This window comes from Muricoprocola aceti (assembly GCF_025567005.1).
GTDB classification, from domain to species: Bacteria; Bacillota; Clostridia; order Lachnospirales; family Lachnospiraceae; genus Marvinbryantia; species Marvinbryantia aceti.
The window spans coordinates 211,775-231,927 of record NZ_JAOQKE010000002.1; the positions used below are offsets into that span (position 1 = coordinate 211,775).

19 protein-coding genes are annotated in these 20,153 nt (G+C 44.0%); 16 read left to right on the forward strand and 3 right to left on the reverse strand.

The window, feature by feature from the left end:
- The first annotated feature begins 3 nt into the window (after positions 1-3).
- The 3 genes from OCV47_RS03150 to OCV47_RS03160 are packed head-to-tail and all read left to right on the forward strand — an operon-like array spanning position 4 to position 1,903.
- Positions 4-243, forward strand: coding sequence for a kinase (locus tag OCV47_RS03150; protein WP_256298791.1), 240 nt, complete (start codon positions 4-6; stop codon positions 241-243).
- Between the two features lie 17 nt (positions 244-260).
- On the forward strand, positions 261-983 hold the full coding sequence (ispD, locus tag OCV47_RS03155; RefSeq protein ID WP_262653658.1) for a 2-C-methyl-D-erythritol 4-phosphate cytidylyltransferase: 723 nt from the start codon (positions 261-263) through the stop codon (positions 981-983).
- Positions 980-1,903 (forward strand): RluA family pseudouridine synthase, encoded by a 924-nt coding sequence (locus tag OCV47_RS03160; protein WP_262653660.1) that lies wholly within the window; start codon positions 980-982, stop codon positions 1,901-1,903. The genes ispD and OCV47_RS03160 overlap by 4 nt, the downstream gene beginning before the upstream one ends.
- Here OCV47_RS03160 and OCV47_RS03165 read toward each other — a convergent pair.
- Positions 1,891-2,730: a polysaccharide deacetylase family protein gene (locus tag OCV47_RS03165; protein ID WP_262653662.1), complete on the reverse strand. Its 840-nt coding sequence runs from the start codon at positions 2,728-2,730 to the stop codon at positions 1,891-1,893. The two genes, OCV47_RS03160 and OCV47_RS03165, sit on opposite strands and share 13 nt — an antisense overlap.
- A 201-nt stretch (positions 2,731-2,931) precedes the next feature.
- On the opposite strand from OCV47_RS03165, the gene rpmG reads away from it, so the two are divergent.
- The 5 genes from rpmG (at position 2,932) to rplA (ending at position 5,133) form a co-directional block, all read left to right on the forward strand.
- A complete protein-coding gene (gene rpmG / locus OCV47_RS03170) occupies positions 2,932-3,081 on the forward strand; it encodes a 50S ribosomal protein L33 (protein ID WP_249307019.1) in 150 nt (49 codons plus the stop codon).
- A gap of 28 nt (positions 3,082-3,109) precedes the next feature.
- Positions 3,110-3,316, forward strand: coding sequence for a preprotein translocase subunit SecE (gene secE, locus OCV47_RS03175; RefSeq protein WP_262653666.1), 207 nt, complete (start codon positions 3,110-3,112; stop codon positions 3,314-3,316).
- Positions 3,317-3,331: 15 nt separating this feature from the next.
- On the forward strand, positions 3,332-3,847 hold the full coding sequence (gene nusG / locus OCV47_RS03180) for a transcription termination/antitermination protein NusG (RefSeq protein WP_117450022.1): 516 nt from the start codon (positions 3,332-3,334) through the stop codon (positions 3,845-3,847).
- A gap of 80 nt (positions 3,848-3,927) precedes the next feature.
- On the forward strand, positions 3,928-4,353 hold the full coding sequence (rplK, locus tag OCV47_RS03185) for a 50S ribosomal protein L11 (protein WP_117450021.1): 426 nt from the start codon (positions 3,928-3,930) through the stop codon (positions 4,351-4,353).
- Between the two features lie 87 nt (positions 4,354-4,440).
- Entirely contained in the window at positions 4,441-5,133 is a 693-nt protein-coding gene (rplA, locus tag OCV47_RS03190; RefSeq protein ID WP_249307015.1) for a 50S ribosomal protein L1, read from the forward strand.
- 251 nt (positions 5,134-5,384) lie between these two features.
- Here the strand turns inward: rplA and OCV47_RS03195 are convergent, their stop codons facing one another.
- Positions 5,385-6,248, reverse strand: coding sequence for an Rpn family recombination-promoting nuclease/putative transposase (locus OCV47_RS03195; RefSeq protein ID WP_262653672.1), 864 nt, complete (start codon positions 6,246-6,248; stop codon positions 5,385-5,387).
- 583 nt (positions 6,249-6,831) lie between these two features.
- Between OCV47_RS03195 and OCV47_RS03200 the strand changes: the two genes are divergently transcribed.
- The 5 genes from OCV47_RS03200 (at position 6,832) to OCV47_RS03220 (ending at position 12,048) form a co-directional block, all read left to right on the forward strand.
- Positions 6,832-9,393: a leucine-rich repeat protein gene (locus tag OCV47_RS03200; RefSeq protein ID WP_262653674.1), complete on the forward strand. Its 2,562-nt coding sequence runs from the start codon at positions 6,832-6,834 to the stop codon at positions 9,391-9,393.
- Positions 9,394-9,418: 25 nt separating this feature from the next.
- Positions 9,419-9,715 carry an energy-coupled thiamine transporter ThiT gene (locus OCV47_RS03205; RefSeq protein ID WP_262653676.1) on the forward strand — a complete coding sequence of 99 codons (297 nt, stop codon included), beginning with the start codon at positions 9,419-9,421 and terminating at the stop codon, positions 9,713-9,715.
- The gene (locus OCV47_RS03210; RefSeq protein ID WP_262653677.1) at positions 9,697-9,897 is read left to right on the forward strand and encodes a hypothetical protein; all 201 of its coding nucleotides are present in this window, start codon (positions 9,697-9,699) and stop codon (positions 9,895-9,897) included. The genes OCV47_RS03205 and OCV47_RS03210 overlap by 19 nt, the downstream gene beginning before the upstream one ends.
- Positions 9,898-9,924: 27 nt before the next feature.
- Entirely contained in the window at positions 9,925-10,773 is an 849-nt protein-coding gene (locus OCV47_RS03215; protein ID WP_262653679.1) for a diguanylate cyclase domain-containing protein, read from the forward strand.
- A 255-nt stretch (positions 10,774-11,028) separates the two neighbouring features.
- A complete protein-coding gene (locus tag OCV47_RS03220; RefSeq protein ID WP_262653681.1) occupies positions 11,029-12,048 on the forward strand; it encodes a transglutaminase domain-containing protein in 1,020 nt (339 codons plus the stop codon).
- A gap of 114 nt (positions 12,049-12,162) precedes the next feature.
- Here OCV47_RS03220 and OCV47_RS03225 read toward each other — a convergent pair whose 3' ends face one another.
- Positions 12,163-13,326 carry a type IV pilin protein gene (locus tag OCV47_RS03225; protein WP_262653682.1) on the reverse strand — a complete coding sequence of 388 codons (1,164 nt, stop codon included), beginning with the start codon at positions 13,324-13,326 and terminating at the stop codon, positions 12,163-12,165.
- A 146-nt stretch (positions 13,327-13,472) separates the two neighbouring features.
- On the opposite strand from OCV47_RS03225, the gene OCV47_RS03230 reads away from it, so the two are divergent.
- The 3 genes from OCV47_RS03230 (at position 13,473) to OCV47_RS03240 (ending at position 20,096) form a co-directional block, all read left to right on the forward strand.
- Positions 13,473-15,062: an ATP-binding protein gene (locus tag OCV47_RS03230; protein WP_262653684.1), complete on the forward strand. Its 1,590-nt coding sequence runs from the start codon at positions 13,473-13,475 to the stop codon at positions 15,060-15,062.
- Entirely contained in the window at positions 15,032-18,232 is a 3,201-nt protein-coding gene (locus OCV47_RS03235; RefSeq protein WP_262653685.1) for a response regulator, read from the forward strand. Before OCV47_RS03230 ends, OCV47_RS03235 begins: the two co-directional genes overlap by 31 nt.
- A gap of 142 nt (positions 18,233-18,374) precedes the next feature.
- On the forward strand, positions 18,375-20,096 hold the full coding sequence (locus tag OCV47_RS03240; protein ID WP_262653687.1) for a S8 family peptidase: 1,722 nt from the start codon (positions 18,375-18,377) through the stop codon (positions 20,094-20,096).
- Positions 20,097-20,153 lie beyond the last annotated feature (57 nt).

Consider the following 20,153-nt stretch of genomic DNA (forward strand, 5'->3'; position numbering starts at 1 on the left):
GTCATGCGTTTGCAGAAAGTACAGGATGAATTAAAAGAAAAAGGCTGGGAGTACCGTTATACTGAGGAAGCAGGACTGGGAAGCATTGATTTTGAGTATCGGGGGATCAGTTATCATATCTGGGAATTTGATGAGAATGGTCTGGGAGCGGAGAGTAATATCCGTACTGCAGGAAGAACAGAGGATTTTACCGGCCCGGATTATGAAGAACAGATTGTGCAGCTGGTAAAAGAAAGACAGTAAAAAACAGGAGAAGAATCATGAAACAAGCGAAAGCCATTGTACTGGCAGCCGGACAGGGAAAGCGTATGGGGAGTGTGGTGCCGAAGCAGTTCCTGGAGCTGGACGGTAAGCCGCTGCTGTTTTATTCACTGGAATGTTTTGAGCAGTCTGAGCTGATCTCGGAGATCATTCTGGTGGCTGGAAAAGATGCCATCCCATTCTGTTGGAAAATCGTAGATCATTTCGGATTTCAGAAAGTAAAATATGTAGTTCCAGGCGGAAAAGAACGATATGATTCAGTCTATGAGGGACTGAAGGTCTGTGGAGACTGTGATATCGTCTTTATCCATGATGGGGCAAGACCGTTTCCGGATGCCGGGATGCTGGAGCGTACATTTGAAGCAGCGGACACGTACGGAGCCTGCGTGGCAGCGGTGCCATCTAAGGATACCATGAAGCAGGGAACACCAGATGGACTGGTGGAGAGGACATTGGATCGCAGTACTTTGTGGAATGTGCAGACACCCCAGGTGTTCCGCTATGATCTGATTATGGAAGCACATCAGAAAATCCGTAAGGGCAGTATCGAAGGTGTGACGGATGATTCCATGATCGTTGAGACACTGGGGATCTGTCCGGTGAAGCTGGTAATGGGATCTTATGATAATATCAAAGTTACCACACCAGAGGATCTGGTGATTGCTGAAAATATTTTAAAGAGACGGGAAAAAGCCACTCTGAAAATGAAAGAAAAAGAATGAGAAGGATCAGTGTGCAGATCGATACGGGCTGGCAGGATCAAACAGTCGAACAGTATTTAAAGAAGGAACTACAGCTGACAGCGGCACAGATTCGCAGCCTGAAGTTCCTTTCGGATGGAATACGAAAGAACGGTATGGTATGCAAAGTGATTGACAGACTGCAGAAGGGAGACTGGCTGGACATTCCGTTGCCGGAGAAAAAAGCAGATGCCCGGAAGGTAGAGCCTTCCGGTGTCATGCCAGAGATCCTCTATAGCGACAGAGATGTGATCTGTGTATGGAAACCATCAGGCAGAGTGACGCATCCGGTAGCAGGGCACCGGGCAGACAATGTGACAGGAGATCTGATGACGTATCTACAGAGTCAGGGACTGCAGGAAACGGTACACAGTATTGGAAGACTGGACAAAGATACCGCCGGCATTCTGGTGTTTGCCCGGCACCGTATTGCTGCCGCAAGGCTCTGGCAGCAACGGGAAGACGGCCGGTTCATCAAAGAATACCTGGCCTGGTGTGAAGGCGTTTTTCCTGAGGAAGCACAGTGGCAGGAACTAGAGTTGTCTGCGGCTTTGGGAAAAGTGCCGGAAGTGCCAGGTCAGGGACAAAGGATGCAGGTCACGCCCACCGGCAGTCTGGCTGTTACCTGTTATCAGGTGATTTGTCAGGAGAAGGAGCGGGCGCTGGTGCGTCTGCATCTGAAGACCGGGCGGACGCATCAGATTCGGGTACATATGGCATATATTGGACATCCGCTGGTGGGAGATTCCCTGTACGGTCATGGAATCCCTCATCAGGATGCGGCAATGCTGTGTGCCTGGAAGGTTCGGTTCTATCAGCCATTTACAAAAGAAGAGATAGTGTTGGAATACAGGGATCCGGTGTACTCTGTGCAGAAGGTGGAAGGGGATCAGGTTTCATGACTGACAGCTGGTTGACTTTGTGTAATCAGTTCCTGCAGTGTGCCAAAGTGATAGCCCATATCTTCCCATCTCGTCAGCAGTTCATCCAGAATAGCAGCATTGGTAGAAGAGGTATTATGCAGCAGGACAATAGCGCCAGGATGGATCCGGCCAAGCAGTTTGGCAAATGCCTCTTCTTTCGATGGCTGATTATCCTGATACCAGTCTACATAGGCAAGACTCCAGAAAAAGGTGGAGTAGCCCAGATCTTTTGCCATCTGCAGATTCTCAGTACTGTATTTTCCCTGGGGAGGACGATAGTAGTGGGGCATTTCTTCTCCGGTGATCTGGCGGTAGGCATCGGCAGTGCTGTTTAGCTCTTCAGAGAAAGTATCTATTGTTGAGATGGCAGACATATCCGGATGGTGCCAGGTATGATTGCCGAGGGTATGCCCTTCTGCGACCATACGTTTGACCAGATCTGGTTCCGCTTCCAGGAAAGTACCCACTGTGAAGAAGGTGGCAGAAACCTGATGTTTTTTCAGGGCATCCAGAATAGCTGGAGTATTGCCATTTTCATATCCGCAGTCAAAGGTGAGGTAGATGATCTTCTCGTTCGTATCCTGAGCGTAGTAGGCATGGTAAGGCTGCAGTTCAGCTACGGTAGCGTTCCCCACAGGACGCTGTCCTTCTTCTTGAAAGCTGAGCCCCCAGTTAGCGGCTTCTGGCTGCAGGATAGAAGAAGCGGGAATACTGGTTCTGGAATGGGCGGCCAGACGACCCGCACCAAAACAGAGGCAGAAAAAAAGAACCAGAAAAAGCTTGCGTAAACGTGTAGAATGAGGCATAATAAACTCCAGATGTTAAAAATGAATTTGTAAATATATATGTAAAAAATATGAATTTAAGACGAAAAAGACTTGACGAGCCACATACTCGTATGTTAAGATGGACGAGCGAATGGAAGTAGGGCTTTTTTTTTATGCCTAAAATTTTGATGGCCGTCGCGGGTCATCCACAAAAATTTGTTTGAGAGCGAGGTGGAAGTTGTGCGCACTAGAATCACATTGGCATGCACAGAATGTAAGCAGCGAAATTACAACACAACAAAAGACAAAAAGAATCATCCTGACAGAATGGAGACACAGAAGTACTGCAGATTCTGTAAGAAACACACACTGCACAAAGAAACAAAATAATCCTGTCTATTTGTGAAAGGAGAACAACATGGGAGATAATTCAAAGAATGATAAAGTCCCTGCACAGAGTTGGTCAGACGGACTCAAAGCTGAGTTCAACAAGATTATCTGGCCAAACAAAGATGATCTCGTAAAACAGACAGTCGCAGTTACAGTAGTTTCTGTAATACTGGGAACACTGATCACCGTAATCGACAGTGTTGTTCAGTATGGTATTAATTTCTTTATTAAGTAAGGACAAGGTGAGCATATGTCAGAAGCAAACTGGTATGTCGTTCATACCTACTCAGGATATGAGAACAAGGTAAAAGCGAATATTGAAAAAACAATTGAAAACAGACATCTCGAAGACCAGATTCTTGAGGTACGCGTACCACTGGAAGAGGTTGTGGAAGTAAAGAATGGCGTTTCAAAAGCAGTCCAGAAGAAAATGTTTCCGGGTTATGTTCTACTCAACATGGTGATGAATGATGACACCTGGTATGTCGTAAGAAATACCAGAGGTGTAACAGGATTCGTCGGTCCGGGATCCAAGCCTGTGCCACTTACGGAAGAAGAGATGAAGCCGTTAGGAATTAAGAGTGATAACGTAGAGATTGACTTCGGTGTTGGTGATATGGTTAATGTCATCGGTGGCATCTGGAAGGATACAGTCGGTGTGATCCAGAGCATCAATGAAGCAAAGCAGAGCGTTACCATCAATGTTGAGCTGTTCGGTCGTGAAACACCGGTAGAAATAAGTTTCACAGAGATTCAGAAAATGTAGATGAAGTCATCCGTCATTTCGCAGACGGTTAGACAGTGGGAGGGAAATCCCCCGACAATACCACAAGGAGGTGCCTCATTATGGCAAAGAAAGTAACAGGTTATATTAAATTACAGATTCCTGCTGGCAAAGCAACACCAGCACCACCTGTCGGACCAGCTCTTGGTCAGCACGGTGTTAACATTGTACAGTTTACAAAAGAATTCAACGCAAGAACAGCAGACAAGGGAGATCTGATCATCCCTGTAGTTATCACTGTATACGCAGACAGAAGCTTCAGCTTCGTAACAAAGACTCCGCCTGCAGCAGTTCTTCTTAAGAAAGCCTGCAATCTGAAATCCGGATCAGGTGTTCCTAATAAGACAAAAGTTGCAACAATCAGCAAAGACAAGATCCGTGAGATCGCAGAAATGAAGATGCCAGACCTGAACGCAGGTTCCGTAGAAGCAGCTATGAGCATGATCGCTGGAACTGCAAGAAGTATGGGTATCACAGTTGAGGAGTAATAGTTAATCTATTATCCACAACATCGTAACTGAGCAATGTAAAGTGGGAGGGAGATTCCCGCAAATACCACCAGGAGGTTATTTAATATGAAAAGAGGAAAAAGATATACGGATGCGGCGAAAGCAATTGACCGCACAACTCTTTACGAAGCAGCTGATGCAATCAGCGTAGTAAAGAAAAATGCTGTAGCAAAATTTGATGAAACAATCGAAGTTCATATCAGAACCGGATGTGACGGACGTCATGCAGATCAGCAGATCCGTGGTGCAGTTGTACTGCCTCATGGAACTGGTAAAACAGTTCGTGTTCTTGTATTCGCTAAGAATGCAAAAGCTGATGAAGCACTGGCAGCCGGAGCTGATTTCGTAGGAGCAGAAGAACTGATTCCGAAGATTCAGAACGAAGGTTGGTTAGACTTTGACGTAGTAGTAGCTACACCAGATATGATGGGTGTTGTTGGTCGTCTGGGTCGTGTACTTGGACCAAAAGGCTTAATGCCAAACCCAAAAGCTGGTACCGTTACTATGGACGTAACAAAAGCTATCAACGATATCAAAGCTGGTAAGATTGAATACAGATTGGATAAGACAAACATCATTCACGTGCCAATCGGAAAAGCTTCTTTCACAGAAGAAATGCTGAGCGACAACTTCCAGACGCTTATCGGAGCTATTACAAAAGCAAGACCAGCAGCATTAAAGGGTCAGTACCTGAAGAGTGTAACTATCACTTCTACCATGGGACCTGGCGTAAAACTGAATACTGCTAAATTTGTTTAGGATTTAGTTCTTAGATGTGAACCCGGGATCGAGAGATCCCGGGTTTTTTGCCATTGGGGACGGTGTTTTCTGGCTTTATGGTTAGCAAGTTTGAAAAACGATGCCAGTTGCGCTGAAAGTTTTCAAGCATAATTCTGAAAATCCATAAAGGATTGGAAGAAATAGAAAATGAACAAAATAGAAAAGTCCAGAATCCTAATTATCAGGAAACTGGACTTTTTTTACTTTGATATCATTGTTAATTCCATTTTCTAGGATGGAAGATTGCCGTATAAAAGCCGGTATTTGGCAAGTTCAGTTTCTGCGGAGTTGGCACGGGTTTCCGCAGAGTAAGCACGAGCTTCAGCGTTTTCAGCACGAAGACGTTCCCGTTCTGTATTTTTGCGTTCCTCTTCGCGTCCTTCTTCCACCATCATACGATCATGTTCAAACCATTTCATATAAGCAAGAGACACCTCCCCATCATGTTTTACAATATCCACCATTTCCTGAAGTTCCCTGAGAGTATCCGAGACAGCGTGCGCATGATCAGTATGCTCCATATAATCGAGAAACTGACGAAGTTCTTCTGAAACATCGCCTTTTGTTCCCTTCGTATAGAGAACGATGGTGCGTGCCCCATCTTCATAAGGCATATCAGTATCTTCCACACACATATTTTTGATTGTGTACTGCATACGGTCATAGCCAAATGGATCGTAATTACATAAAAAGATCACATACACATTTTTTAAATTGCCGAATTCTTCACCGGATTTTAAAATGTGCCTGTCGATGGTTGCGTGATAAAAGCGGGCTCTTTTCGGGAAAGCTTTGACCATTGACACTTTATTGTTCCGATCCGGTTCCAGGTCATAGATAGAATCATCATAGGCCGCATCCATTTTGGTACAATCATTTTCTTCTACATAAAGATCCAGTCTTGCACCCCGTAGATCTGTGTCCATTCCACCGTATACTTTCTGTGCAACAATTGTCAGATTCTGGAATTGTCGGTGAAAGATCAGTTCCAGAATCCTTTGGGCGAACAACTCTCCAATATCAGGATAGGTCATGACAGCTTGAAAGAGAAAATCATCCATCAGATTCAGGTCTTTGAGTTTCTTTTGGTTCATGTATACTCCTTTCTTCATAATAATGACGAAAGGAGCTCTGGAAAGATTGCTATCGGCGCTGCTTCCGTCATATTTGGCATATAAGGAATCAGTTAACCGAATGGTTCAGAAGTTTTCCAGATATGTAATACTAATATAACAAATAAATGAATCTATGTCAATAAAATACATAATAAACAACTTATTATATAAACAACTTGTTACACGAATAATTTGACGAAAACTTTTAACGGCAGTCGATAGGACTGCCGTTTATCTCTTTATCAGGCTAATTTTTACAATAAAACAGACAGATTCAACAATTCAGACCTAATTGGCTTTAAAAGTGCTAAAGTAGTAAGATAGTAAAAATGATCGTGGTATGAAGGAACAAGAATAAGATGAATGAAGGATGAAAGAAAAAGGATTTACACTGGCGGCCATCAGCCTTCCGATTTTTATCAGTCAGTTGGAGAAGTACCGCAGACGATGGGGGGGCAGGAGGCGCATTTGAAAATGCGCTGGAGAGGCTGCTGGCCAATTCTGAAACGAATATAGAAAAAGTAATGGATGGAGAACAGTAATGAGATCACGGAGATTGACTATGAAAAATAAATGGATAAAAAAGATCATGACTTTATCTTTATGTATGGTGATGGCTGCAGAACCAATGATGGCGGGCGCAGCAGACAGTATAGAGATAGCAGAAGTGGAAGAACAGGTTCAGGGGAGTGCAATAACAGAAGAGGATGACAGGGAGGCAGACATAGAAGACGATATAGAAGAGGACACTGCAGAAAATGATCAGGAGACGGAAGCGGAGCTGCTTATGGAGGAGTTCACTGAAACTGAGGAAGAGGTGATTCTTTCGCCGGATGAGGAAACCGGAATAACAGAAGAAGCAGATGTTCTGGCCGTAGAAGATTCTGATGTTACATACAGTGGAACCTGCGGTGCGAATGTAACCTGGGAAGTAAGAGGAAGCGTCATGACGGTTTCGGGAAGCGGCGCAATGAATGATGGACGAGTGGGAGACGGAACACAGACTTTTGACAGAGATCAGATTACAGAGATTTATATATCTGATGGAGTAACCTCTGTGGGCAATAGCGCATTCAGCAGGTATAAGAATCTGAGAAAAGCAGTGGTGGGAAATTCTGTAAAGACGATCGGAGACAGTGCTTTTAGACAGGATGAGAATCTGACAGAGCTGACGCTTGGAAATTCAGTAGAAGTGATCAGGGGAACTGCGTTTGGCGAAACGGGTCTTCAGGAACTGGTACTGCCATCCAGTTTAAAATCCCTTTGGAGCATGGCGCTGTATGGAATGGATCAGTTGGAGAATATCACTATTTCTGCTAATGAAACGTATCAGACAAAAGATGGCGCATTATACACGAATGGTGGAAAAACATTATATTTCTATCCTTCAAAGAAGACTGGAGAATATACGATACCAGAAGGAGTAACAGAGATAGCAAATGACGCATTTAATGGTACGAATCTTACGAAACAGGTGATTGCAGATTCGGTGACGAGAATGGGTGAATATGCATTTTCCAATAGTAAAACACTTCAGACAATTGTATTTGGAAAGGGCATAAAGGTGATTTCAAGATGCTGTTGCAGTGGAAATACGGCTCTGACAACGGTGACGATTCCAGAAGGGGTAACGACAGTGGAAAACGAAGCATTTGTGCTTTGTCCGGCATTAAAGGAAGTAACGCTTCCGTGCAGTGTGACATCAGAAGATAACGCATTTCCGGCAAACACCAATGTAACAAGACTGAACCCGAAGATGGAGTCCGTGGAGAATGGGGGATATGTGGATGCATTTAAGGTAAATGCAACTGTTACAGAACTCTACCAGAATGCTTTCGATATGCTGGATCTGGTGAATGCAGAGAGACGAAAATACGGTGTGCAGGATCTGGTGATGGATACGGGCCTTTTGGAGACAGCCATGCAGAGAGCAACAGAATGCGTGATCTACAACAGCCATACCAGACCGAATGGTTTTGCATGCAACAGTGCAAATGGCAGAAGCATGGGGGAAAATATCACACGGTATGGGGGAACACCACAGGAAGCTATGGAATGGTGGATGAATTCTCTGGGACACCGTGCGAATATTCTGATGGCGCGGTATACCAGCATAGGAGTAGGATGTGTCTATGCGAATGGAAGCTATTACTGGCTGCAGTGTTTTGGAACAGATACGCCAACACAGGCAAACAGAAGTGCTTACAGCGACAGGGTTCATACACGTAAAGTTCAGGTAAAAAGAGATAAAGAATATTATACAGCCGATATTGGATATTTCTTTCAGAAATTAACAGCAGGTGAGACAAAAGATATCTATGTATTCTGGAAAAGTGGCAAGCTGCAAAATACAGGTGCAGTATTTGAGTCATCGGATCCATCGATATGTGAAATAAAAGATAATAAAGTTATTGCGAAAAGACCGGGTACTGTGACGATTACCATGTACTTTGAAGAGTACAGGGAAGCAGCGGTTACGGATACAGTTACTGTGGTGGAAAAACAGCCAGATCAAAAGCCTGGACAGTCCAGTTCAGGATATTGGAATGAAGAGGAAGAATGGGAGAATGATGACAGCAGGACAGATTCAAACAAGTCAGATTCTTCAAAAAAGGATTCTGGTTATGTGACAAATGGATATCGGATTACCTATTATCCAAATGGCGGACAGGACAGTGCCATTACAAAGACAGTAAAGAAAAAGGCAAAGATCGGCAGCCTGCCAAAAGCAAAAAGAAAAGGCTATCTGTTTGCCGGATGGTATACGTCATCCAAAAAAGGAAAGAAGGTATCTGCTTCTACGAAGGTAACCGGGAACATGAAACTGTATGCCCATTGGACAAAAGTGAAAGCAGCGAAAGCATCTCTGAAAAAGCCTGCCAGTAAAAAGGGCAGGAAAGTGACGGTATCATGGAAAAAAGTGCCCGGCGCAAAAGGGTATCAGATTCTGTATGCTGATAATGCAAAGATGAAAGGTGCAAACTCAATAATTGTAAAGAAAACATCCACAACATTGAAAAATTTGCAAAGAGGCAAGAAATGTTATATAAAAGTCAGAGCATATAAGACAGACTCAGCAGGAAAAAAGTATTTGGCGCCTACAGTAGCACGAAAAAAATTTTGATCAAGTAACAAGAAAGAAAACAAAAATGACGAACTGGAAGAAAAAAAGATTTGAAAGATATGTATTTGAATTTCTGATCGCTATTGAGCTGATCATGTCATTTACATTTTTAGGATATATTCATGTGCCACCGATCTCGATTGCAACAGCCTATATACCGATTGTGATCATTGGATGTATATTTGGACCGTGGCAAGCAGACATAGCAGGACTGATTTTTGGACTGGGAAGCCTGTATAAGGCTTCTGCATGCTATGTCAAGCCGGCAGATATGGTATTTCACCGTTTCAAAGCAGCAATCCGATGGGAAGTATTCTGCTGAGTGTGGGAACCAGAATTCTGTTTGGACTGATTGTCGGCGGACTGTTCTGGCTGGTGAAAAAGCGTGCCCACAGAAGAATCTGGAATGGTGTGATTGCATTTCTTGCACCGAAGCTGCAGGCTTTGCTGGTATTTGGCGCAATGGGATTTTTCTTTCCAGATCTTGGTTATACCGTAGCGTAGGCATTACAGATCGTGAAAAGTGATGTCATGATCGCAGTGATTTGCTGTGTCTGTATGGAAGTCTGTGATGTGATCTATCGCTGTGAACGAGTCGGCAAGCTTCAGGAGGCTATGAATCAGTCGAAAGAGAATCTGTACTGGTCCTCTAAGATCTGGGGCGACATCACAGGCATTGTTATTTTCGTTATTTCCATTGCTGCGGTTTCCACCATTTATTTCTCAGACCGTGTCAGATACCTGCTGAAAGAACATGGAATCTATGTAACTGATGTAATATATGCAGATCTGGTTCATCTACAGATTCAGTTTCTGATTGCCATGCTGGCATTGAATTTTATATTGATTTTGATTATCCTGATGGTATATCGTTATATGAAATACAGAGAGTATCTGGGAGAGATGGATCCATTGACCGATGTCATGGGAAGACGTATGTTCCTGCATCATTGTGAGATGATCCAGACAGGCAGCAGGAAAGACGGACCGGAAAAGGGATGGTTCCTCTTTCTGGATGTGGACTGGTTCAAAAAGATCAATGATACACTGGGACACATGGTCGGAGATAAGACGCTGCAGATGGTAGCACAGAATCTGGAGCATACATTTGGAAAGTATGGGGCAGTCGGAAGAGTTGGCGGAGATGAATTCGCAGTACTGATTGAAAAAAAGATGACCCGTGCTCAGTTGGAAGAACGTCTGATGCAGTTTGAGAAAGCTGCTTCGGCGATCTTGACGGAAGAAAAAGTAAGCAGTAGTATTGGAGTATATCATTTTACATTTCCGCAGGAGATCAAGCATTTGCTCAGAGAGACGGACAATGCGTTGTATGCAGCAAAAGAGCGGGGCAGAGCTTGCTTTGTAGTATATGAAGAGTAAAAGAACAAAACATAAAATTTGACATTAACGAAAAAAATAGTTACACTTCTAAAAGTCAGAATTGTAACTATTTTTGCGTTAAGAGGTGAAATACATATGGATCAGTCTTTTCATTATCTGTCAATGGCTATGCATGCAACGGTACAGAAAAAACGAATGGAGAAACGTTTATCTGAGAGAAAATGAAACGGATACTGGTACAGAGTTTTTCAGAGCAAAGTTCTGGTTTTATAGAAAACGGAAGATGAGGGAAATATGGAAGAATTTTATTATCAAAAAATGGGAAAATTGCAACAGACAGCTTATCACAATATGTTAAAAGGTGTCCGGGAACTGGCAGATGAGATTCAGCTGCCACAGCTGGACGGTGAAAGTCTGTACTGGGTATTTTTCCAGATGCGGCTGGATCATCCGGAGGTGTTCTGGCTGACCGGATATAAATACAAGTATTACAAGGATTCACCGAATCTGATCTTTGTGCCGGAGTATCTGTTTGACAAAGATAAGATCCGGGAACATCAGAAAGCGATGCAGGCTCGTATAGAGAAGCTGGTGCGCCCTGCGAAGACGCTTTCTGACTTTGAAAAAGAAAAATATGTGCATGACTTTATCTGTGACAATGTGCGGTATGATAAGCTGAAAAAAGCTTATTCCCATGAGATCATCGGCCCGTTGGGACAGGGCGTGGGCGTCTGTGAAGGCATTGCCAAGGCAGTGAAGGTGCTGCTGGATGCGCTGGGCGTGTGGTGTATCATTGCGATCTGCGGCAATAATCCGGAAAAAGGAATCAAGTACCGCCATACCTGGAATATTGTGAAGCTGGATGGTGTGTACTATCATCTGGATGCCACTTTCGACAATACACTGGGAAGGGATGGAAGCGAGATTCGATATGATTACTTCAACCTGGACGATCAGCAGATCTTCCGGGATCATGAACCGCTGATTGCGCCGGCTCCGGCCTGCACCAATCACGATCACTTCTATTACAAAGAAAAGAAGCTGTCTTTTACGAAGCAGGAAGAGGTCTACAAACGGGCACTTCAGGCAGCCAAAAAAGGAAGAGTGTTGACTTTCCACTGGAGGGGCGGTTACTTCACCAGAGAAATCTTCCAGGAACTGCTGGAGCAGATTCGAAAAGCCGGGGCAGAGAAAAATAAGACTGCGATACTGCAGGTCAACTGGGCGCAGGCTGTGATCCGGCTGCACTATGAAGAAGCCCAGGTGGAAGAAGAGATCTGGATGGAAGAAGCCAATGAAGGAGAGAAAGAATAAGAAAAATAGATGTACTAAAGATAAAAGGAGATGATACATATGGAAGAAAAACAAAAACCCCGATAGCGGAACCTATCGAGGTTTTCTATGTCATTTTTAGAGGTGGCTTGTGCTTTAGGCATTTGGATCAAGATCTGTGTATGAATACCAGTTTTTAGGCTGCTCAGGCAGAATTTTTATCCAAGTTTGATCACCTTCTAAAGGTGGAACAACATATGAGTCAGACCAGGAAGCATTACACATATATAAATTACCATCTTTATCTCTGTAAAAATCTCCGCGCCTTACACCTGTAACTTTCGTTTTCCAATCCATAACAGTGGTTGAAGTATGGAGAACACTATCATTAATAGGTATAAAACGTTGATTAAATATATTATTATCTGATGGAACATAATATATATGGTTATAATTATTATTTCGAAATAATGGTGCAGAATAATCATTATCTACCCAAACGTAATAAGAACCATTATGGGAAACTATTTGTCCTTTTTTTAAGGTAATAGTACAAGTAGTATTTGGTGTATCTGGTGGCCAATCACCACTGTTCAAATCTGTTAAAATAGAATTTACATCATCCTTGGCGCTGTCATCTTTTTCCGACTCACTTGGCTTTGTTTCAGATGGTTTTTCTGTTGGTTTTGTATCAGGAGTATTATTCCCTGGTTCAGTAGATGGTGTTTCGGTGCTTCCCGAACCACTATTCCCTTGATTAGTATCTCCACCGCTTGTTCCGCCACCCGTTCCAGGGGTTGGCGCTGGTGTACTTCCACCGCCAGTAGTACTGCCACCTGGTGTGACGGTTCCGCCTCCACCTGTGTTACCACCGCCAGTACTTTTTCCACTCCAGTTTAACACTACGGAATCGCCCTGCGGATTATAGCTTACCTCACAGCTTCCAGTTGCCTTTGGTGTGCCGATCCAGTGCGTGGTGTCTTTGGAAGATACACCTCCTACGTTCAGATCCATGTTACCCTGCCAGTTATCCTGTTCCTGGTGAAGTGGAGAAACTGTTACAGAGTAAAGACCGTTGGACTTGTGGATTGTCTGATTCGGATCTTTGGAATAGGTTGCGGTTGTGTCATCGGAGATGGCTGCCATCATGACTTCAGCATAGGCTGACCGGACATCGGACAGGTCGGTTGCTTCTCGGGCTTTTTCCAGTTGAGAAGTGAAGATTGGAATAGAGATGGCGACCAGTACTGCGATGATTGCTACGACAATCAATAATTCTGCAAGCGTAAAACCGCTTGATTTTGTACATTTCTTTTTCATAACTGCACACTTTCTGCTTCTTTTTAAAAGTCTACATAAATATTTAAATCATAGCATAAAAAGACAGGAAAATCCACTGTTCACTGGCTTTTTTTTATGCTATCCTATAAAAAAGCCAGTTATGTTGTGATGGAATGGAGGCATATATGGGAAGTTATCTGAATCCGGGGACAGGTGCATTTCAAATGGCACGAAATTCTGAGATATTTATAGATAAAAGCAGATTGATAGAAGAAACAAATCGTCATGTTAATACGATACAGAGATTTCTGTGCGTAAGCCGTCCGAGAAGATTTGGAAAATCCATGGCTGCAGATATGCTGGCGGCTTACTATGACTGTAAAAAAGATACATCAGATTTGTTTGATGATTTACAGATTGCGCAGGCAGAATCCTATCAAAGATACAGGAACAAGTATGAAGTCCTGAAAATTAATATGCAGGAATTTTTAAGTGCTGCAGGATCTATGGAGGAAATGCTGAAGACATTACAAAGCAGACTGCTTAGTGAATTAAAAAGAAAATATCCGAATAATGTACAGGATGATGGTGTGACTTTTACAATGAAAGATGTCTACGCAGAGACCGGACATGCATTTGTGATCCTGATTGATGAATGGGACTGTATTTTCCGGGAGTATCAGAATGATACGGAATCCCAGAAAAAATATCTTGATTTTTTGCGTATGTGGCTGAAAGACCAGGAATATGTGGCTTTGGCTTATATGACTGGAATTTTGCCAATTAAGAAGTATGGTTCCCATTCAGCTTTAAATATGTTTACAGAATATTCTATGGCTGATCCAGGAAATCTTGCAGAATATTTTGGTTTTACAGAAGAGGAAGTAAAGAACCTTTGCCGGGAATATGTGATGGATTTTGATGAGACCAAAGCATGGTATGATGGATACAGCATGACGGTGCATAGCCGCTTTGGAGATCGACATTATGAAATGTACAGTCCTAAATCGGTGGTGGAAGCCATGATGCGGCATAAGTTTGGAACTTACTGGAATCAGACCGAGACATATGAAGCATTAAAAGTATATATTCAGATGAACATGGATGGACTGAAAGATGCGGTTGTAAAGATGCTGGCAGGAGAAGAGATAGAAATAAATACCGGGACATTTACCAATGATATGGTTACATTTGCAACGAAGGATGATGTATTAACGCTGTTACTGCATCTTGGATATTTAACCTATAATGTGGATACAAAAAAGGTGCGAATTCCAAACAAAGAAGTGGCACAGGAGTATCTGAATGCAATCAGTACTATGGATTGGAATGAAGTGACATCTTCAGTAGAGATGTCGAAAAAATTACTGGAAGCATTATGGGAGATGGATGCGGAAAAGGTTGCGAAAGGAATTGACAGAGCACATAAAGAGATTTCTATTTTGACTTATAATGATGAAAATTCTCTGAGCTGCACTATTCAGTTTGCGTTTTATTTTGCTCGAGAGTATTATGCCGTTGTACGTGAACTGCCGGCAGGAAAGGGATTTGCAGATATTGTTTTTATCCCAAGACCATATCATCAGGATAAACCGGCAGTCATTATGGAATTAAAGTGGAATAAGAATGTGCAGGGAGCGATTGCACAGATCAAAGAAAAGCAGTATACAGATGCTTTGAGGGACTATCATGGAAATCTTTTGCTGGCAGGTATTACCTATGACCGGGATAGTAAGCAGCATACATGTGTGATAGAAAAAATGATAAAAGAATAAGTGACGGAATTATGAAAAACAGCAAGAAGCTAACTTATATTTCACGGGCAGCGCTGATGATACTGACCTGTGTTCTGATTATATTATTTTTCGGTATCATGTCTCTGGTGAGCAGGATCCAGGGAACGGCCCGGGTAGTGAATTATGCCGGGCTGGTGCGTGGCAAGACCCAGAGGATTATCAAGCTGGAGGATGCCGGGCAGCCACAGGATGGCATGATAGCAGATATTGATGCATTTATCGAAGGACTTCGTTATGGCAGCAGGGATCTGGATCTGGTACGGTTAAATGATACGTATTTCCAGAATAAAATGACCGATCTGGCCGGTCAGTTTGAAGAACTGAAAAAAGAAATCCAGAAAGTAAGAGAGCAGGGATACGAGCATACACAGATCATTGAGAAGAGTGAAACGTTCTTTAATACCTGTGATGAGGCTACCGGTTTTGCAGAGAAGTATTCTCAGAAGAAAGCTACGGATCTGAGTCATCTGGAGAATATCGTCGTGGCAGATATTGTGGGTCTTTTGATGATTATCGGATGGGAACTGGTGAAGGCCTTGCGTTATGCAGCACAGAATGCAGCGCTGCGCAAAAAAGTGTATCTGGATGAGGCTACCGGGTTGCCCAATAAGAATAAATGTGAAGAATTGTTAAATGCACCAGAGCCGGTGTCGGAGAATGCGCCAGTGGCGGTCTGTGTCTTTGATCTGAACAATCTGCGGACGATCAACAACAATCTGGGACATGATAAAGGAGACGAATACATCCGTTCTTTTGCACAGCAGCTGCGTCTGGCAGTTCCAGAGGAGCATTTTGTGGGCAGGGATGGCGGTGACGAGTTTCTGGCATTGCTTCATGGATTGAATCATGAGGAAACGAATACCTGTCTCAGACAGGTGAGAGAGAGCATCGCAAAGTATTCCGAAAAGCATCCGGAGATGCCGATCAGTTATGCAGTGGGATATGAATTATCCACAGATTTTGAAGGAACTACTATGAGGGAACTTTTCCGACTGGCAGATAAGAATATGTATGTGGATAAGAACCGTGCCAAGATGGAAGAAGCAGCGGAGGTACAGAGACAGAATTACCAGCTGCTGGATGAGATCAAGGGGAAAGGCTATCAGTTTACAGATTGTATTTATTGTGATGCGCTGCTGGATGAATACCGCGTGCTTCGCGCCAGTTCCACATTTTTCCTGGCGGAGGATGGCAGTTATTCCGGCGCAGTGGAGCAGATCGTACAGGAATTATCTAATCATGAAACCAGAAAAGAGCTTTGGAAAAATCTGCAGCTGTCCGGTCTGAAACAGAATCTGTCCGAACAGCAAAGAAAGATCGAACTCACTTATCACGGTGCGGAACATGCTGGGGATCAGGAGCAGCATGGACGGATCACGATTCTATTTGTAAATGAAACGGAAGACCAGAAGCTGCATCATTTTATCCTGGGATTTGACGTATATCATGATGTGAACAATGGTGCATCGAATGAAAAAATGCAGCTGACTCAGTATTACGATCAGATGAAACAGTCGATTTTGGAAAATGGTAAGTATGTGGATGCGTTGCTGGAAACTGCGGAGGCGGTCTATACGGTAAATCTGACGGATGATAAGCTGGAAGCAGTTTATTTTCACGGGATGGATCGCAGTATAGAGACAGAGATGGAGGTACCGTGTTCCTACAATGAATATTGTGAAGAAAGAAGGTCCCGTATCACAGAAGATACCCTGGAGAATTTCCGCATCGTGGATACTTCTGAGAAGCTGATCGGACGTTTCACAGATGGTGATAAACAGGTAGTGGTGGAATATCAGGAAAAAGGGAAAGATGATAAGCTGATATGGCTGCAGAAGACGGTACTCATGACGCAAAATACCTGGTATGACAACCAGACGCAGAAAGCCAAATCCGTGATTCACGGAATTATCCTGTTTAAAATTACTTCTGCATTTCATGAAAAGGATCAGGAGGAAAAAGAGAGGCTGAAGGTAGCCATTGAAGAGGCAAATTCAGTCAGTCAGGCCAAGACGGACTTTCTGAATCGGATGAGCCATGATATTCGTACACCGATCAATGGAATTATGGGAATGGTAGATATTACCCGTAAGTACCGCAATGATCCACAGAAGCTGGAAGAGTGTCTGGATAAGATTCAATTGTCTTCCAGGTATTTGCAGGAGCTGGTCAATGATGTGTTGGATATGAGTAAACTGGAGTCTGAGCAGACAGTATTGGAACAGATTCCATTTGATCTGGAGAAAATGATGAATGAAGTATCCTCTCTGGTGAATGCGCAGCTGATTCAGAGCAACATTACTCATCGGATTCACAGGGAGAATATGCAGCATATGGCACTGATCGGCAGTCCGCTGCATTTGAGACAGATCATGCTGAATCTGTTCAGCAATGCGATTAAGTATAACAAACCTGGTGGAACGATTGATACTTATGCAAAAGAATTAGCCTGTGATGGCACAACGGCATGGTTTGAATTCAAGATTATCGATACCGGAATAGGGATGAGTGAAAAATTTGTGAGAGAAGAGCTGTTTAAGCCATTTACACAGGAACAGTCAGGAGCACGAACCCGTTATAAGGGAACCGGACTGGGTATGTCCATCGTTGTCCGGCTGGTAGAGCTGATGGGCGGAACCATTGAAGCTGCCAGTGCGAAAGACGAGGGAACAACGATCTGTTTCCGGGTACCGCTTCAGATAGATCAGAAAGGGCAGCAGGTTATCTCAGAGCAGACAACAGAGGTGGAAACGGAACTGCGTCTCAAAGGATATCATATACTCCTTGTAGAAGACAATGAGATCAACATGGAGATCGCCCAGTTCTATCTGGAAGAAAATGGAGCAACAGTGGTACAGGCATGGAATGGACAGGAAGCAGTCGATCAGGTGAAAACTGCAGATCCTGGAACGTTTGATGCGATACTGATGGATATTATGATGCCAGTGATGGATGGAGTGGAAGCAGCCAGACAGATTCGAATCTGGGAAAAGCAGTACGATATCCATACGCCGATCATTGCAATGACCGCCCAGGCTTCTCTGGACAGTGTACAGAAATGCAGAGAGGCAGGCATGGACGATTATGTGACCAAGCCGGTCGATCAGGTAATGCTTGTAAATCGGATAAGCCATTGGAGACGAAGCTGACCATTGGCTCAAACTGACTGAATAAAGACATCGGTATAGTATAAGGCGACGCCGATAGCCGGCGTCGATCGACAGATTCATACCTGTATTATTTATAATGGTTTCATATAATAAATAAACAAAGTGTTTTAGGAAACTTATTATGAATAATCAGGTATTGGATACGCAGCTTAATCTGGCTTTTGACGCTACGCTGGAGGAATTGGAAAAATCGCTGGATCTGGATGTGGGATATGACAGTCAGACCGGACAGTGGGAGGCAATCGTAAGATACGCAGGGGCTGGGAAGGGTGCTGAGGATCGAAGCCAGTCAGAGATGCAGGGATTGTCAGTAACCTGGCTGTCGGGTGGCTATGGAATCATAAGGGGAACGAAAGCTGCAATTGATGCATTTAGTGAAGATCCATTTGTAGAATATATTGAGAAACCGAAACGGTTGTACTTTGCTACAGAGCAGGGAAAACTTGCTTCCTGTATGGAGCCATTACAGACCGGTTTCGGTTTTTCTTTATTTGGAAAAGGAATCCTGATTGCAGTGCTGGATTCTGGTATTGATTATACGCATCCGGAATTTCGAAATGCGGATGGCTCATCCAGAATACTGGCGATCTGGGATCAGACTGGAAATGGAAATCCGCCGAAAGGGTTTACGGTGGGGACAGAGTACGGTCAGGAGGAGATAAACGAGTCATTAGGTAGCACACCACTCCCAATCAGAGATCTCAGTGGTCATGGAACAGCAGTAGCAGCCATTGCAGCAGGAAATAGTGGGGTGGCGCCACAGGCGCAGCTACTGGTGGTAAAATTGGGAAATCTGGCAGCAAGCACATTTTCAAAGACCACGGAATTGATGATGGCCGTGGAATATGCCTATCAGAAAGCACTGGAGGTGCAGATGCCGCTGGTGATCAATCTCAGCTTTGGAACGGTATATGGTCCACACAATGGTACCGGACTTCTGGAAACTTATCTGGATGAAATGATGGGGCGGTGGAAGTCTGTGATTGTAGTGGGAACCGGAAATGAAGGAAATGCAGCGGGACATGTGCATAGTACGCTTCAAGAGGGCACGGATACAGTCATTCCATTCAGTGTGGCAGCAGGAGAGACGGGACTGAATGTGCAGGTATGGAAAAGCTATACGGATCAGTTCGACATTTCTTTGCAGGCACCGGACGGTACACAGATTGGACCACTGTATGAAAATCTGGGACCACAGAGATATCGAATGAGCTCCACCAATCTGCTGATATATTATGGAAAACCATCGCCATTTATGATTTCGCAGGAGATTTATTTTGATTTTATACCAGATGGAGACTATGTGACGGCAGGCATCTGGAGACTGATTCTAAAGCCGCAACGTCTGGCGGAGGGAACTGTGGATCTGTGGCTTCCGGCTGTTGGAAGTCTGAATCCTGGAACCCGTTTCCTTCAGCCGATACCGGAGAATACGCTGACAGTGCCATCTACCGCAAGAAAGGTGATCTCAGTAGGGGCATATGATTCCAGGAGCAGGATTTACGCTTCGTTTTCCGGTCGGGGAAATCCACCCGGAGCCTATCCTCTCCCTGCTTTGTCTCAGGTAAAACCAGATCTGGTGGCACCTGGGGTAGACATCCAGACAGCGGCAGTCGGCGGTGGCTATATTTCTGTGACGGGAACCTCTTTTGCCACACCATTTGTATCCGGTGCAGCAGCCATGTTGATGGAATGGGGACTGGTGGATGGCAATGATCCTTATCTGCATGGGGAAAAAGTGCGGGCATATCTGCAGAGAGGAGCACAGAGACTGCCGGGGTATCGGCAGTGGCCAAATGCAAGTGTGGGGTATGGGGAGGACGTTATAATAAGGTTACATTGAAGAAAGTCAGTAAAATCAAGTGTTTCCGTTCATTTTCCCAACACAGAAACGAAGCAC